This window comes from Streptomyces sp. NP-1717 (assembly GCF_022695985.1).
Lineage (GTDB): Bacteria > Actinomycetota > Actinomycetes > Streptomycetales > Streptomycetaceae > Streptomyces.
The window spans coordinates 1-15400 of sequence record NZ_JAAPBF010000168.1 but is presented as its reverse complement, the minus strand read 5'-3'; the positions used below and the strand labels follow the sequence as shown (position 1 = coordinate 15400).

The following is a 15400-nucleotide window of genomic DNA, read 5'->3' as shown; positions in this document are numbered from 1 at the left end:
GACGCGCCGGTCGCCATCGCGACGGCGGTGGTCATCAGCGCGGCGGCGAGCAGCTTCAGCACGGAACGGCGAGCAGGGGTCATCGCGGGGCTCCTCGGAGGAGGGAGGGAACGGGAGACCGGAAAGGAACGGCCGGGAACGGCGCGGCGAAAGGCGCCGGGGACGGCGCGGGGAAACGCGGAAGCAGGCGTCAGCGACAACAACAGCGGCGCGGCGAAAGGCGCGACATGACAGCCATGCGGGAATCCTAGGTCACCAACCGGTGCCACGTCAGGCGATGTTCGCCCGGCCGGACGGACCGGGTGGCATGTGGGCATGACCGGGTCGGCGACCGGAGGGCGGCGGCGCGGGGCTCATCCGGCCTGCGGGGCGGTGGAACGGCGGAGGGTGACCATCGCGATGTCGTCATCGAGGACGGCGTGGTGCCGCAGATCGGTCTGGATGGCGTCGAGCAGCGCCTCCGGCGCATGGCCGGCCCAGGGGCCGACGCGCTCGGTGAGCGGGTAGAAGTCGCCGGCCTCGTCACGGGCCTCGACGAGGCCGTCGGTGAAGAGCAGCAGGGTGTCGCCCGGTTCCATCCGGTGACTCTCGACGTGTACGGGGTCGGTGTCGAGACCGAGCAGTCCCAGCGGCAGCGCGGGCTCCGGGGACGGCAGCTCCCGAGCCGTCCCGTCATGCAGGAGGAGCGGCGCCGGGTGCCCGCAGTTGACCAGCCTCACCTCCCCGCCGTCCTCGGCGACCTCGACCACGACGGCGGTCACGAAGGACTCCCGCATCCGCCGCCCCATCTCGGGTTCCTGCGTGATGTCGCCACTCTCGTGTGCCATGTCCCTGGCGAGTTGAAGTTCGCGGCGTACCGCGTCGTCGAGGAAGCCCGGCAGATCGGGCAGGGCGACACGCTGCCAGGCGGCCCGGCGGAAGGCGTTCAGCACGAACAGCACCATCTCCAGGGTCGACAGTCCCTTGCCCTGGACGTCCCCCACGATCACCCGTGGTCGCCCGTCGACCATCGCGCAGGCGTACAGGTCGCCGCCGATCGTGGACTCCGCGTCGGAGGCCAGATACGTCGAGGAGATCTCCATCGGGCCGAGCCGGGGCGGCAGCGGACGCAGCAGCGTCGCCTGCGTCTGGGCGGTCACCCGGCGTGACTGCGCCAGCTGGCGCGCCCGTCTCTCCCGCACCGCCGCCGCGCCCACCGCCGCCGCGCTGATGACCACCGCCGTCGCGATGGCGACCGGCGCGTCCGCCAAGGTCAGGCGGTGGTTCTCGGCGAGGGTCACGACATAGGCGGGCATCATCGCCACGGCGATGACCGCCACCGCACGGGGGCCGGTGAACACCGCAGCCAGAGCGGGCAGGGCCAGCATGATGCCGCCCAGCCGGATCCTGTACCCGCCCAGCACATCGGCGGCGAGAACCAGCAGCAGAATCGCGATCGCGAGGGCCACCACGGCCCCCGGTCCGCGCCACAGATCCTCTGAGTCGCGCCTCTGCGCGTCGACGGACGGCATATTTTCACCGTACAGCGACCAGCGGATCCTGCCTGGTGGGCGGCGCGGGCCGAGCGCCGGGATCGAATGCCCGGGGAGCCGTCCCGGGCGGGATCTATGCTCGGCACGAATCGAACCGGCGGTCGAACGGAACGGAGTCGGGATGCGCTACATCATCATCGGGGCGGGCGCCGTGGGCGGCAGTATCGGCGGCCGGCTCGCCGAGTCGGGGCACGACGTCGTCCTCGTGGCACGCGGCGCGCACCACCGGGCCCTGCGCGATCACGGTCTGCGACTGACCACGCCCGACGGCACCCGGGTGCACCGCCTGCCCGTCGTCGAACGGCCCGACGAACTCGATCTGCGCCCGGACGACGTCCTGCTGCTGTCCGTGAAGACCCAGGACAGCACGGCGGCCCTGGACGCCTGGGCCGCGCGGCCGGTCGCCGGCGGCGGGACCGCCGCGGGGATGCTTCCGCTGGTCTGCGCGCAGAACGGGGTGGAGAGCGAACGGCTCGCCCTGCGCCGCTTCCGGCACGTGTACGCCATGTGCGTCTGGCTGCCCGCCACCCACGTCGAGCCGGGCGTGGTCTCGGCCGGCGGCACCCCGTACACCGGGACCCTGCATCTGGGCCGCTACCCGTCGGGCACCGACGAGACCGCCGCCCGGATCGCCACCGACCTGGAGAAGTCCCGGATACTGGCTCCGGTCGTCGCGGACGCGATGCGCTGGAAGTACGGCAAGCTGATCGCCAACCTCGCCAACGCGGTGGAGGCGGTCACCGGCCGGATCCTCGGCGACGAGGCCCGTGACCTCGCCGCCCGCACGCTCGCCGAGGGCCGCGCCGTACTCGCGGCGGCCGGAGTCGAGTACGTCAGCGGCGAGGAGCAGGAGGAGGTCCGGAGCAGGATGAGCTTCGACCCGTACTCCGTACCGGAGGGACGCGCCGGCTCGTCCTGGCAGAGCCTCAGCCGGGGCACCGGCACGATCGAGTCGGACTACCTCAACGGCGAGATGGTCCTGCTGGGACGCCTGCACGGTGTGCCGACGCCGATCAACGAGGCCCTTCAGCGCGTCGCCAACACCTTCGCCCGTGAGCGCCGGCCGGCGGGCTCCCTGCCCGTCGGCGAACTGCTGCGGATCATCGACGCCGGTGCGTGAGACGGCTCGTGCCGCCGCCGCGGCTGTCCTCCGGAATGTCGCGCACATGGGCTTATCCGAGCCGGGTGAGCAGTGAGAGCGAGGGGGCGTTCCGCGCGTAGCGGCCGGCGTGGCGACCGGCTTGCGGCCCTGTCGTCTTTCTTCAAGACCGGCACCCGGCGCCGTTCCTACCGTGGGCTCCATGAACAGCGACACAAGCAGTGAGACGGGCGGCCCGCTCGGCGCCGTGTACCCCGCCATGCGGGAGTGCGCCGCCGAGGCCGCCCGGATCGCGGGCCACGTGCCCGCCGAACGCCTCGCGGACCGCACGCCCAGCGCGGACTGGGACGTCCGGACCCTGGTCAACCACCTGGTGCTCCACACCTCGCACGGGCTCGAACACCGGGCCCGGCGCACCGAGATGCCCGAGGCGCTCACGGCGCGCGACTTCACCGCCGACGCCGACTGGCCCGAGCGGTACCGAGCCGCGCTCGGCCGCGCGGTCGGCGCCTGGGCCGATCCCGCCGTGTGGGAGGGCGAGATCGGTGAGGGCGCCGGAGCCACCCCGGCGGTCTCGGTCGGCACCCTGATGACCCTGGAAATGGCGCTGCACGGCTGGGAGTTGGCGCGCGCCACGGGACAGGAGTTCCGACTCTCCGAGGAGGCCGCCGCGTTCGTGCTCGGCGTCGTGGACGAGTACGCCGAGATGTACCGGAAGTACGACGGCTTCGCCGGTCCCGTGCCGCTTCCCGCGGCGGCGGGGACCTTCGACCGGGCACTCGCGGCGAGCGGCCGAGACCCGGGCTGGACGGCCTGACGCACACGCGCGAAGCCCGCCGTGCCCCGCCGAGTGGCCCACCCGATCGCCGTACGAATGGCCCGTCGGGCGGGGCCACCGTCGGGCTAGGACCTGTCTTCAAAGTCCCGCCTGGCCAGCGACGCCTGGCACGGCACCTCGCCGCGTTGTCGGACTCGGCCGAGTACGGCCCGGTACGAGGCCGGTCCTCCGCCTTGCGATGCACCGCACCAGCCGCCGCGGGCCCCGCCCTGCGGGCGGACGGCGCTACTTTGAAGACAGGCCCTAGCCTCGGTGCTATGAGCGATCAGGAACACCGCACCACCGTCGACTTCTACTTCGATCCCGCCTGCCCCTTCGCGTGGATCGCCTCGCGCTGGATGCTGGAGGTCGAACGGGAGCGCCCGCTCGACCTGCGCTTCCATGTGATGAGCCTCTACCTGCACAACGCCGGGAACGAACTGCCCGGCTGGTACCGCGATCTGGTGAACCGCTCCATCGGGCCCGTCCGTGTCGCCGTGGCCGCCGCCGAGCAGCACGGTGACGGTGTCCTGCGCGACCTCTACACCGCGCTCGGTACCCGGATCCACGAGCGGAAGGACGAGGACTTCGACGCCGTCGCCGCCGGGGCGCTGGCCGAGCTGGGGCTGCCCGCCGGTCTCGCGGACGCGGCCCACGACCCGTCGTACGACGAGGCCGTACGCCGCAGCCACGACGCGGGCAAGGACCCGGCCGCCGAGGCGTACGTCGGCACCCCGACGATCCATGTGGACGGAACGGTCTGGTTCGGCCCGGTCCTGCGGGCGATTCCGCGCGGCGAGGAGGCCGGGCGGCTCTTCGACAGCTTCCGGGTGCTCGCCAACCACCCCGACTTCTTCGAGCTGAAGCGCACCCGCACCGGCGGACTCGACTTCGGCTGAACGCCTGTCGGCCACGGCCGGTCCGGCGGATCTTCAGGGGCCCGGAACGCCTGGTACGGCACCTCGCGGCATCGTCGGAGCCGGCGGAGCATGTCCGGTACGAGACCGGTACGCCGCCTTGCGGTGCACCGCGCCACGTGAGACCGGCCGCTCCGCGGCGGGTCCTGGCCGATCCCCGGGGATCCGCCGGACCGGTCCGGAACGCAGCACCCGGGCCGTCAGGCCGACAGCGCCGCGACCCGCCCGGTGGTCCTCGCCGCCTCGTACCGCCGCACCAGCAGCCGCGCCAACTCCGGTGCGGGGCCCAGTACATCGGCCAGTACGTCCGCCCCCGACGCGTGCGCGCCCCGCGCGATGCGGTCGGGCAGGCGGCCTGGCGCGATCACGTACGGGGCCACGGCCACCCGCCGTACCCCGTCCGCCCGCAGCTCGCGCACCACGTCCTCGGTGCGCGGCAGGGAGGCGGAGGCGAACGCGGGTCGCACGGCACACCAGCCGGTGCGCCGCCACTCCCGCGCGACATGAGCGATCACCGCGATCGCCTCCGGGTCGGAGGAGCCCGCCGAGGCCAGCACGACCCCGGTCGAGCCCTTGTCGCCGGGCCGGAGCCCGGCCTCGTACAGACGGCGCTCCAGTGCCTGGGCCAGCAGCGACGACGGGCCGAGGACGTCGGCCTGCCGTACGGAGAGCCGGGGCAGCCGTGCCCGCGCCTCGTGCAGCACGGCCGGGATGTCGGACTTGGCGTGGAAGGCGCGGGTCAGCAGCAGCGGGAGCGCCACCACGTCCCGTACGCCCTCCGCCTCCAGCCGCTCCAGCACGCGCGGCACCGACGGGGTGTTGAAGTCCAGGAAGCCCGCCTCGACCCGTAGCCCCGGCCGCAGCGCGCGCACCCGGCGCAGCAGCGCGTGCACGGTCGCGGCGTGCCGGGGGTCGCGGCTGCCGTGCGCGACGACCACGAGCACCGGCCTGCCGGGCGCCGGTCCTGCGGGGTTGCGGAACACGGGGATCAGCTCCTGACCAGGAGGCCGCGGCTGCGCAGCACGCGACGCTCCAGGGGCGAGAAGAACAACAGGTCGATGCCGATGCCGACGATCAGGATGAGGATGATCGTGGCCAGTACACCGGACATGTCGCTGTAGGTGCGGAAGTTCTCCATGAGCTGGCCGAGTCCCGTACCGAGGTCGGGTGAGCTGGCGATCAGCTCGGCGGCCATCAGCGAACGCCAGGAGAACGCCCAGCCCTGCTTCAAGCCTGCCAGATAGCCGGGCAGCGCGGCGGGCAGCAGGACGTGCCGGATGCCGTTGACGCCGGTGGCGCCGATGGTCCGCCCGGCCCGCAGATACAGCGGGGGGATCTGGTCGACGCCCGCCACCAGGCCGTTGGCGATGGACGGCACGGCGCCCAGCAGCACCACCGCGTAGATGGTGGCGTCGGTCAGGCCGAACCAGATGATCGCCGCGGGCACCCAGGCCACGGACGGCAGGGACTGGAGGCCGGACAAAATCGGTCCGATCGCGGCCCGTACCACCTTGACCCGTGCGACCAGCAGCCCCAGCGGGGTACCGATGGCGACGGAGACCGCGAAGCCCAGCGCGCCGCGCGAGATGCTGGTCCAGATGTAGCCGAGCAGGGTGCCGTCCAGCCACATCTTCTCGATGGAGTGCCAGACGTCGAGCGGCCCCGGCAGTACGTAGTCGGGCTTGAGATCGGAGGCGGCGGCGAGCTGCCAGACCGTGATCACCAGGACGACCGCCACGAGCGGCGGGACGATCTTGGAGAGCAGGACGCTGCCCAGCGACACCCGCTCGGCGGTCCTGGTCTCCAGGGCGTCCAGGCCGGCCTCCAGGCCCGCCAGATCCTCCTTGGACACCTTCTGGCTCTTCGGCGGCTTCGTGCCGGAGGCGTCGCCCCCGGACGCGTCCGCGGTCCCGGACGCCCCGGCGGCTCCGGGAGCCCCGGTCTCAGTGCTGGCCATGTCGGCGGATCTCCCCCCGCAGCTGTTCGGTGATCTCCACGGACAGGTCCGCCACGGCGGCGTCCTCGATCCGGCGCGGCTGCGGGATGTCGATACGCCACTCCCGCGCGATCCGCCCCGGCCGGGACGACATCAGCACCACGCGCTCCGCGAGCCGCACCGCCTCGCGGACGTTGTGCGTGACGAACAGGACCGACACGTTCGTCTCGGCCCAGATCCGGGTCAGCTCCTCGTGGAGCACATCCCGGGTGATGGCGTCGAGCGCGGCGAACGGCTCGTCCATCAGCAGCAGTTGGCTGTCCTGCGCCAGTGCGCGGGCCAGCGCGACCCGCTGGCGCATACCGCCGGACAGCTCGTGCACCCGCTTGCCGTACGCGCCCTTCAGCCGTACCAGCTCAAGCAGCCGCTCGGCCTCGCCGCGCCGCTCGGCCTTCGGCATGCCCCGCATCTTCAGGGCGAGTTCGATGTTCCTGCCCGCGGTCAGCCACGGGAACAGCGCGTGCTCCTGGAACATCAGCGCGGGCCGGCCGCCGGGGACGTCGATGGTCCCCGCCGACGGCAGGTCGAGCCCGGCGACCAGGTTGAGCAGGGTGGATTTTCCGCAGCCGGACGCCCCCAGCAGGGTCACGAACTCGCCGGGCGCCACGTCGATGCTGACGTCGTCCAGCACGAGCTGCCGGCCGCCGGGGCGGCCGAACGACTTGGACACGTGGTCGAGACGGGTGGCGTACGGCCGCGTGTCGACCGTTTCGGCCGGCTTGACGAGTGCGGTGGCCATGAGTCACACCTCCTGGGGGCGATCCGGTTGCGGGTCGGGTCGGACAACTGATGCGCTGCTCGGCCTACTCGGCGCCGAGACCGGCGTCGTCGATCACCGGCCCGCCGTCCGCCTTCAGCACCTTGTTCAGCAGCGACAGGTCGTAGATGCCGTCGAGCAGCGGGTCTTCGAGCAGGCCCGCCTTCACCGCGTGCTCGGACGACACACTCAGCGTGGAGGCCAGCGGGTCGTCGGTGATGTCGACGTTCTTCCAGGCCGGGTCGATCACCTCGGGCGGCAGCGCCGCCCCCGAGTCCGCCTTGAGCTTGGCGTTGGCCGCGGCCTTAGCCTCGTCCGGGTTCTCGTTGATCCAGGCGTTCGTCTTCACCGAGCCGCGCAGCACCGCCTCGACGACGTCCGGGTGCTCCTTGAGGAACTTCTGGGAGACGATCACGTTCGTGATGACGAACTTGCCGTCCTTCCACAGCTTCTTCTCGTCCAGCAGCACCGAACCGCCGCCCGCGACGAGCTTCGACGCGGTCGGCTCGGGCACCCACGCGCCGTCCAGCGAACCGGACTCGAAGGAGGCGGGGATCTGCTTGTTGTCCTGCCGGATGACGGTGACGTCGCCCTTGCCGGTGTTGGTGTCCACCTTCAGACCCTTCTCCGACAGGTAGTTGAGCAGCGCCACGTCCTGCGTGTTGCCGAGCTGCGGCGTCGCGATGCGCTTGCCCTTGAGGTCGTCGAGGGACTTGATCTTCTCCGGGTTCACGACGAGCGAGACACCGCCGGAGGCGGAGCCGGAGATGATCCGGAGGTTCTGGCCCTTCGACTTCGTGAAGCCGTTGATCGAGGGGGAGGGGCCGATCCAGCCGATGTCGATCGCGCCCGCGTTGAGCGCCTCGATCTCCGAGGGGCCGGCGTTGAAGACCTGCGGCTTGATCCTGGTGCCGCCCAACTCCTTCTGGATCAGGCCCTCCTGGAGACCGACCAGCGCGGTGGCGTGCGTGATGTTGGCGAAGTAGCCGATCTTCACCTCGTCGAGGCCGCCTGTCTTCTCGCCCTTGGCGGCGGGGGCGGCCTTCTCGTCCTTCTCGCTCTCGGAGCCGTAGCCACAGGCGCCGAGTACCACGGCGAGGAGGGGCAGGGCCGCGACGGCGGCGACGGTACGCCGGCGGCGCCGGACGGTGCGGGTGGCTGGCACGGGAGGTTTTCCTCTCGTCGGCCCGTGCTCACGTCCCTCGGTGACGAGGCGGCGTGGCCGGGAGGTCGGCAGGTCTTCGGCGGAACAGATGTGGCGGGCGTGACACGGCCCTCTCGCCGGTGCTCTGGGCGCGCGTGCGGTGCGCGTACGTCAGCGCGCACATCGCGCCACCCCGCCGGTCCCCGCGCCGAGGGCGCCGCTGCCGACCCGGCCGCCCTCCTTCGCGAACGTCGCGAACGCGTCCACCATCTCGACGGGCATCAGAAGTCCCAGCCCTCGTCGTCGGCGGCGTCCCGGGCCGGGGCGGGCGGCGGTTCGGCGGCGAACGAGTCGCCCGCCATGCCGGCCGACAGCGTGGTGCCGTCGGCCGGGTCGATCAGGATGAAGGAGCCGGTACGGCGCGAGTCGCGGTACGCGTCGAGCGCCAGCGGCTCGGCCGTGCGGACCGTGACCCGGCCGATGTCGTTGGCGACGAGCCGGCCCGGCGCGGGGTGCTGCGACAGGTCGTCCAGGGTGAGCCGGGACGGGATGTCCTTCACGATCGCCTTCACCGTGCGGGTCGTGTGCTTCAGCAGCACCCGCTGGCCGACGGTGAGCGGCCGGTCCGCGACATGGCAGACGGTCGCCTCGACGTCCTGCGTGCTCGCCGGGACACCGGAGCTGGGCGCGATCAGATCGCCGCGCGAGACGTCCACGTCGTCGGCCAGCCGGATCGTCACCGACTGCGGCGCCCACGCGATGTCGACGCTCCCACCGAGCGCGTCGATGCCCTCGATGGTGCTGGTGCGTCCCGACGGCAGCACGGTCACGGCCTCGCCGACGCGCAGCACGCCGGAGGCGATCTGGCCCGCGTAGCCGCGGTAGTCGGGGTGTTCGGCGCTCTGCGGCCGGATCACGTACTGGACGGGGAAGCGGGCCGGGCAGCCGGACAGGTCGTGGCTGACGGCGACGGTCTCCAGATGCTCCAGGACGGTCGGCCCGCCGTACCAGTCCATGTGTCCCGAGGGCTCCACCACGTTGTCCCCGGCCAGCGCCGAGATCGGGATCGCGGTGACCTCGGGGACGCCCAGCGAGGCGGCGTACGCGGTGAACTCCTCGGCGATCGCGGCGAACACGGGCTCCGCGTACTCCACGAGGTCCATCTTGTTCACGGCCAGCACCACGTGCGGTACCCGCAGCAGGGCCGCGACCGCCGCGTGCCGGCGGGTCTGCTCGACCACCCCGTTGCGCGCGTCGACCAGCACGACGGCCAGCTCCGCGGTGGAGGCGCCGGTCACCATGTTCCGGGTGTACTGCACATGCCCGGGGGTGTCGGCGAGGATGAACCGGCGCCGGGGCGTGGCGAAGTAGCGGTAGGCGACATCGATGGTGATGCCCTGTTCGCGCTCGGCGCGCAGCCCGTCCGTGAGCAGCGCCAGGTCGGGGGTGTCCTGGCCGCGGCCGAGCGAGGCGCGCTCGACGGCCTCCAACTGGTCGGTGAGCACGGACTTCGAGTCGTGCAGCAGCCGCCCCACCAGCGTGGACTTGCCGTCGTCCACGGAACCGGCGGTGGCGAAGCGCAGCAGAGTGGTGGCCGACAACTGCTCGGCCAGCTGGTCCGCTGCCGGGTGCCCGGTGGTCGTCATCGTTAGAAGTACCCTTCGCGCTTGCGGTCTTCCATGGCGGCCTCGGACATCTTGTCGTCGGCGCGGGAGGCGCCGCGTTCGGTGAGGCGGGAGGCGGTGATCTCCGTGATGACGGCGTCCAGCGTGGTGGCGTCGGAGTCGACGGCGCCTGTGCAGGACATGTCGCCGACGGTGCGGTAGCGCACGAGACGGGTCTCGGTGGGCTCGCCGTCCTTGGGGCCGCCCCAGTCGCCGGCCGTCAGCCACATGCCGTGGCGGTTGAACACCTCACGCTCGTGCGCGAAGTAGATCTCCGGCAGTTCGATGCCCTCGCGTGCGATGTACTGCCACACGTCCAGCTCGGTCCAGTTGGACAGCGGGAAGACCCGGACGTGCTCGCCCGGCGCGTGCCGTCCGTTGTAGAGCTGCCACAGCTCCGGGCGCTGGCGGCGCGGGTCCCACTGCGAGAACTCGTCGCGCAGCGAGAACACCCGCTCCTTCGCCCGCGCCTTCTCCTCGTCGCGGCGGCCACCGCCGAAGACCGCGTCGAACCGCTCGGCCTGGATCTTCTCCGTCAGCGGCAGCGTCTGGAGCGGGTTGCGGGTGCCGTCCGGTCGCTCGCGCAGCGTCCCCGCGTCGATGTACTCCTGCACGGACGCCACGTGCAGGCGCAGCCCGTGCTCGGCCACCGTACGGTCGCGGTAGGCCAGCACCTCGGGGAAGTTGTGACCGGTGTCGACGTGCAGCAGCGTGAAGGGCACCGGCGCCGGCGCGAACGCCTTCAGCGCCAGGTGCAGCATGACGATGGAGTCCTTGCCGCCGGAGAAGAGGATCACCGGCCGCTCGAACTCGCCCGCCACCTCACGGAAGATGTGCACACCCTCCGACTCCAGGGCGTCCAGATGACTCAGGGCGTACGGCGCCTCGCCCGCGCCCCCGGCCCCCTCGCCGCGGTCGCTGCCATCCGTTCCGCCGGTGACGGATGCGACGGTGGTGGTCATCAGGCCAGACCCCTCTCGGTGAGCAGCGCGTGGAGCGCCGCCGCGGACTCCTGCACGGACTGCGTGTGCGACTCGATCCGCAGATCGGGCACCTCGGGGGCCTCGTAGGGATCGTCGACGCCCGTGAGACCGCTGATCTCGCCGGCCGCCTGCTTGGCGTACAGGCCCTTCACGTCCCGTACGGAGCACACCTCGACCGGGGTCGCGACGTGCACCTCCAGATACGCGGTCCCCTCGCTCTGGTGGCGCTTGCGTACGGCCTCGCGGCTGTCGGTGTACGGGGCGATCACCGGCACCAGAGCCTTGACACCGTTCGACGCCAGCAGTTCGGCGACGAAGCCGATCCGCTGCACGTTGGTGTGCCGGTCCTCGCGGCCGAAGCCGAGCCCCGCGGAGAGGAACTCGCGGATCTCGTCGCCGTCCAGGACCTCCACGCGGTGGCCCTCGGCGCGCAGCCGGCCGGCCAGTTCGACGGCGATGGTGGTCTTGCCCGCGCTGGGCAGTCCGGTGAGCCAGATTGTCGCGCCCTGCTCGGTACGGCTCATCAGTGCAGCCCGCATTCGGTCTTGGAGTTGCCGGCCCAGCGGCCGGCGCGGGCGTCCTCGCCCTCCAGCACCCGGCGGGTGCAGGGTGCGCAGCCCACGGAGGCGTAACCGTCCTGGAGCAGCGGGTTGGTGAGGACGCCGTGTTCGGCTACGTACGCCTCCACGTCCTCCTGGGTCCAGCGGGCGATCGGCGAGACCTTGACCTTGCGGCGCCTGTCGTCCCAGCCGACGACCGGGGTGTTCGCGCGGGTCGGCGACTCGTCGCGGCGCAGCCCCGTCGCCCAGGCGTCGTACGCGGTCAGGCCCTCTTCGAGGGGCTTGACCTTGCGCAGGGCGCAGCACAGGTCGGGGTCGCGGTCGTGCAGCTCGGGGCCGTGCTCGGCGTCCTGCTCGGCCACCGTCCGCCGGGGGGTGAGCGTGATGACGTTGACGTCCATCACGGCGGCGACGGCGTCCCGGGTGCCGATCGTCTCGGGGAAGTGGTAGCCGGTGTCGAGGAAGACCACGTCGACGCCGGGCAGGGCGCGGGAGGCGAGATGGGCGACCACCGCGTCCTCCATGGAGGAGGTGACGCAGAAGCGCGCGCCGAAGGTGGTGGTGGCCCAGGTCAGGATCTCCAGGGCGGACGCGTCCTCGAGTTCGCGGCCCGCGCGTTCGGCCAGGTCCCTGAGTGCGGCGGCCTTCTCGTCGGCCGCCCGCTTGTCGTCGGCCGTCTGTGCGCCGGTCCCGGTGAGAGTCGTCATATCCGTTCCCCTCCGTCGTCCGTCGTCAGGCCACGGGTCAGCAGCCCGAGGAACTTCAGCTGGAAGGCCCGGTTGCAGGCCCCGCATTCCCAGGCGCCGTGGCCCTGTTCGTTCGGGCGCAGGTCCTCGTCACCGCAGTAGGGGCAGTGGAACGGGGCGGCGCGTTCGCTCACGACAGCGCCTCCTCGGACGCGCGGGCCGCCCAGGTGGCGAAGCGCTCGTCGCTCTCGCGCTCCTTCTGGAAGCGGGTCAGGACGCGCTCGACGTAGTCGGGGAGTTCGTCGGCGGTGACCTTCAGACCGCGGACCTTGCGGCCGAACGAGGGCTCCAGACCGAGCGCGCCGCCGAGGTGCACCTGGTAGCCCTCGACCTGGTTGCCGTCGCCGTCGAGCATCAGCTGGCCCTTGAGACCGATGTCCGCGACCTGGATGCGGGCGCAGGCGTTGGGGCAGCCGTTGACGTTGATGGTGATCGGCTGGTCGAAGTCGGGGATGCGGGCTTCCAGTTCGTCGATCAGCGAGGCGCCGCGCGCCTTGGTCTCGACGATGGCCAGCTTGCAGAACTCGATACCGGTGCAGGCCATCGTGCCGCGCCGGAAGGGCGAGGGCTTGACCCGCAGACCGAGCGCTTCCAGGCCCGCCACGAGCGATTCGATCCGGTCCTCGGCCACGTCGAGCACGATCATCTTCTGCTCGACGGTGGTCCGTACGCGGCCGGAGCCGTGCTCCTCGGCGAGGTCCGCGATCCTCTTCAGGGTCGGGCCGTCCACCCGGCCGACGCGCGGCGCGAAGCCGACGTAGAAGCGGCCGTCCTTCTGGCGGTGCACACCGACGTGGTCGCGCCACTCCTCCACGGGCGCCGCGGGCGCGGGGCCGTCGACGAGCGTCCGCTTCAGGTACTCGTCCTGAAGGATCTGCCGGAACTTCTCCGGGCCCCAGTCGGCGAGGAGGAACTTCAGCCGGGCGCGGGTGCGCAGCCTGCGGTAGCCGTAGTCGCGGAAGATCCCGATGACCCCGGCCCACACGTCGGCGACCTCGTCCAGCGGGACCCAGGCGCCCAGCCGCTGCCCGATCCTGGGGTTGGTCGACAGCCCGCCGCCGACCCACAAGTCGAAGCCGGGGCCGTGGTCGGGGTGCTCGACACCGACGAAGGCGATGTCGTTGATCTCGTGCGCGACGTCGAGCAGCGGCGATCCCGAGACGGCCGTCTTGAATTTGCGCGGGAGGTTCGAGAACTCCTTGGTGCCGATGAACCGTTCGTTGATCTCGTCGATCGCCGGTGTGCCGTCGATGATCTCGTTCTCGGCCACGCCCGCGACGGGTGAGCCGAGGATCACGCGCGGCGTGTCACCGCAGGCCTCGGTGGTCGACAGGCCGACGTCCTCCAGCCGGCGCCAGATCTCGGGGACGTCCTCGATCCGGATCCAGTGCAGCTGGATGTTCTGCCGGTCGGTGATGTCGGCGGTGTCCCGGCCGAACTCGTGCGAGATCTGGCCGATGACCCGCAACTGCTCGGTGGTCAGCCGGCCGCCGTCGATCCTGACCCGCAGCATGAAGTACTTGTCGTCCAGCTCCTCCGGCTCCAGGATCGCGGTCTTGCCGCCGTCGATGCCGGGCTTGCGCTGGGTGTACAGCCCCCACCAGCGCATCCGTCCGCGCAGGTCGGCGGGGTCGATGGAGTCGAATCCGGCCTTCGAGTAGATCGTCTCAATGCGTGTCCGCACATTGAGACCGTCGTCGTCCTTCTTGGTCTGCTCGTTGGCGTTGAGGGGAGTGAAATGACCCACGGCCCACTGGCCCTCGCCGCGGTGACGGCTCACCTTGCGGCGGGGCGTGGCGGCAGGGGGCTTCTCAGGGATGGCGGCCATGGCTGGATACGTCCTTCGGGACTACGGAGGGCGGCTCTGACCTGCACACGGGGCTGGCGGCGCAGCGGTGCGCAGAGGGAGGGTCGAGCGGGGGCGAGCGAGGAGGAGCGACAGGAGCTGTGCTGGTCAGCTCGCTCGACAGATGGCGCTGGACATGCGGCAGAGATCGACGTGCCGCCGACTCACCAAGGCAATTCCAGCTGTAGACATGGGGGAAGCCTGGCACGCGGATCTGAGGGCAGTCCACCGCGATCCACGATGTGGACGCGAGTGTCCCACTATTCGGGATGAGGTGTGGGGTGGGCGCCGGTCCACGGCCCCGGCGCCGCCACGTCCGGCTCCTCGGTCACCTTGGTGTCGAAGAGGGTGAAGCCGCGCCGCAGATAGTTGTCCATCGCGTGCTCCCCGTCCTTGGAGCAGGTGTGCAGCCAGACCCGCTTCGTCGGCGTGCGCTCCGGCCGGCGCTCCGCCATGTCCCAGGCGCGCGCCACACCGTACGACAGCAGATGCCCGCCGATACGGCGGCCCCGGAAGGCCGGGATGAGCCCGAAGTACACGATCTCGACCGTGCCGTCGTCCTGCGCCTCCAGCTCCACGTAACCGGCCGGGGTGCCCCTCTCGTACGCCACCCACGTCTCGACCCCCGGCCGGGAGACGGCCTCGTGCCACTCCTCGTACGACAGGGAGAGCCGGTCGGTCCAGCGGATGTCGCCGCCGACCGCGGTGTAGAGGAACCGGCTGAACTCCGCCGAGGGGACCTCGGAGCGGACGATCCGCACGTCCCCGCCGGGCGCCGTGGCCGGCCGCAGATCGGCCGGTGAGGTCTGTTCCAGGGACCAGGTGGTCACAGTGATGCTCATGGTCGTCAGGGAACCACGCGGTCTTCTTCCGGCCAAACCGGCCGCGGCGGGTCATTCGCGACCCGCCCGTCCGTCACCGCCGGAGCGGTCGAGTGGGGCAGCAGATCGGCCAGGCGCTCCGGCCGTACGACCGTCACCTCGACCTCCTCCTTGAAGCGGTACGGCCGGTGGGCCAGCACCCCCGCCAGATGACGCCGCACCCGCGACATCTCGGCCCGCACCGTCACCGTGCGCGTCGGGTCCCCGAAGACGTCGGCCGCCAGCTCCGCCGCGCTCCGCCCCTCCCGGCGCACGGCCAGCACGTACAGCAGCTCCGCGTGGCGCGGGGTCAGTTCCTGCGCCCAGCTGCCCGCCGCCCCCGAGACCGTGACGGACTGGCGCCGGGGCCGGCTCAGGTCCAGCACGACCTTGCTGGGCGCGTCCGGCGGCGGCTCCTCCTCCACGGTCAGCAGCCAGCCGCCGGGCAGCGGCTCGACGGCGCACATGCCGAGCGACGG

At 71.7% G+C, this 15400-nt stretch carries 17 protein-coding genes and 1 pseudogene; 4 read left to right on the top strand and 14 right to left on the bottom strand.

Going from position 1 to position 15400, the window contains the following annotated elements:
- Window positions 1-231 (top strand): hypothetical protein (locus GXP76_RS26275; protein WP_242574080.1); only part of this gene is annotated, 231 nt, incomplete at its 5' end.
- Between the two features lie 122 nt (window positions 232-353).
- Here GXP76_RS26275 and GXP76_RS26270 read toward each other — a convergent pair.
- On the bottom strand, window positions 354-1511 hold the full coding sequence (locus tag GXP76_RS26270) for a PP2C family protein-serine/threonine phosphatase (RefSeq protein WP_242574079.1): 1158 nt from the start codon (window positions 1509-1511) through the stop codon (window positions 354-356).
- A gap of 142 nt (window positions 1512-1653) precedes the next feature.
- On the opposite strand from GXP76_RS26270, the gene GXP76_RS26265 reads away from it, so the two are divergent.
- From GXP76_RS26265 to GXP76_RS26255, 3 genes are all read left to right on the top strand, one after another.
- The gene (locus GXP76_RS26265; protein WP_242574078.1) at window positions 1654-2652 is read left to right on the top strand and encodes a ketopantoate reductase family protein; all 999 of its coding nucleotides are present in this window, start codon (window positions 1654-1656) and stop codon (window positions 2650-2652) included.
- A 181-nt stretch (window positions 2653-2833) separates the two neighbouring features.
- Complete coding sequence (locus tag GXP76_RS26260) at window positions 2834-3448, top strand: TIGR03086 family metal-binding protein (protein ID WP_242574077.1); 615 nt, start codon at window positions 2834-2836, stop codon at window positions 3446-3448.
- A gap of 278 nt (window positions 3449-3726) precedes the next feature.
- Entirely contained in the window at window positions 3727-4347 is a 621-nt protein-coding gene (locus tag GXP76_RS26255) for a DsbA family protein (protein ID WP_242574076.1), read from the top strand.
- Between the two features lie 218 nt (window positions 4348-4565).
- On the opposite strand, the gene GXP76_RS26250 is transcribed toward GXP76_RS26255, so the two are convergent.
- The 13 genes and pseudogenes from GXP76_RS26250 to GXP76_RS26195 all read right to left on the bottom strand — a co-directional run.
- A complete protein-coding gene (locus GXP76_RS26250; protein WP_242574075.1) occupies window positions 4566-5348 on the bottom strand; it encodes a sirohydrochlorin chelatase in 783 nt (260 codons plus the stop codon).
- A 5-nt stretch (window positions 5349-5353) separates the two neighbouring features.
- Window positions 5354-6322: an ABC transporter permease gene (locus GXP76_RS26245; RefSeq protein WP_242574074.1), complete on the bottom strand. Its 969-nt coding sequence runs from the start codon at window positions 6320-6322 to the stop codon at window positions 5354-5356.
- Window positions 6309-7100 carry an ABC transporter ATP-binding protein gene (locus tag GXP76_RS26240; RefSeq protein ID WP_242574073.1) on the bottom strand — a complete coding sequence of 264 codons (792 nt, stop codon included), beginning with the start codon at window positions 7098-7100 and terminating at the stop codon, window positions 6309-6311. Before GXP76_RS26240 ends, GXP76_RS26245 begins: the two co-directional genes overlap by 14 nt.
- A 64-nt stretch (window positions 7101-7164) precedes the next feature.
- Window positions 7165-8283, bottom strand: coding sequence for an ABC transporter substrate-binding protein (locus GXP76_RS26235; RefSeq protein ID WP_242574072.1), 1119 nt, complete (start codon window positions 8281-8283; stop codon window positions 7165-7167).
- Between the two features lie 260 nt (window positions 8284-8543).
- Window positions 8544-9908, bottom strand: a complete 1365-nt coding sequence (locus tag GXP76_RS26230) for a sulfate adenylyltransferase subunit 1 (protein WP_242574071.1) — start codon at window positions 9906-9908, stop codon at window positions 8544-8546.
- Between the two features lie 2 nt (window positions 9909-9910).
- A complete protein-coding gene (gene cysD, locus GXP76_RS26225; protein ID WP_242574070.1) occupies window positions 9911-10888 on the bottom strand; it encodes a sulfate adenylyltransferase subunit CysD in 978 nt (325 codons plus the stop codon).
- Window positions 10888-11433: an adenylyl-sulfate kinase gene (gene cysC / locus GXP76_RS26220; RefSeq protein WP_242574069.1), complete on the bottom strand. Its 546-nt coding sequence runs from the start codon at window positions 11431-11433 to the stop codon at window positions 10888-10890. Before cysC ends, cysD begins: the two co-directional genes overlap by 1 nt.
- Complete coding sequence (locus GXP76_RS26215) at window positions 11433-12176, bottom strand: phosphoadenylyl-sulfate reductase (protein ID WP_242574068.1); 744 nt, start codon at window positions 12174-12176, stop codon at window positions 11433-11435. Before GXP76_RS26215 ends, cysC begins: the two co-directional genes overlap by 1 nt.
- Window positions 12173-12349, bottom strand: a complete 177-nt coding sequence (locus GXP76_RS26210; RefSeq protein WP_187280134.1) for a hypothetical protein — start codon at window positions 12347-12349, stop codon at window positions 12173-12175. The genes GXP76_RS26215 and GXP76_RS26210 overlap by 4 nt, the downstream gene beginning before the upstream one ends.
- Complete coding sequence (locus GXP76_RS26205; protein ID WP_242574067.1) at window positions 12346-14043, bottom strand: nitrite/sulfite reductase; 1698 nt, start codon at window positions 14041-14043, stop codon at window positions 12346-12348. Before GXP76_RS26205 ends, GXP76_RS26210 begins: the two co-directional genes overlap by 4 nt.
- 126 nt (window positions 14044-14169) lie before the next feature.
- Entirely contained in the window at window positions 14170-14253 is an 84-nt protein-coding gene (locus GXP76_RS36065) for a putative leader peptide (RefSeq protein ID WP_329082446.1), read from the bottom strand.
- Between the two features lie 68 nt (window positions 14254-14321).
- Window positions 14322-14903 (bottom strand): GNAT family N-acetyltransferase, encoded by a 582-nt coding sequence (locus tag GXP76_RS26200; protein WP_242574066.1) that lies wholly within the window; start codon window positions 14901-14903, stop codon window positions 14322-14324.
- A gap of 5 nt (window positions 14904-14908) precedes the next feature.
- Window positions 14909-15400 (bottom strand): annotated as a pseudogene (locus GXP76_RS26195) (transcriptional regulator); the annotation flags it as partial.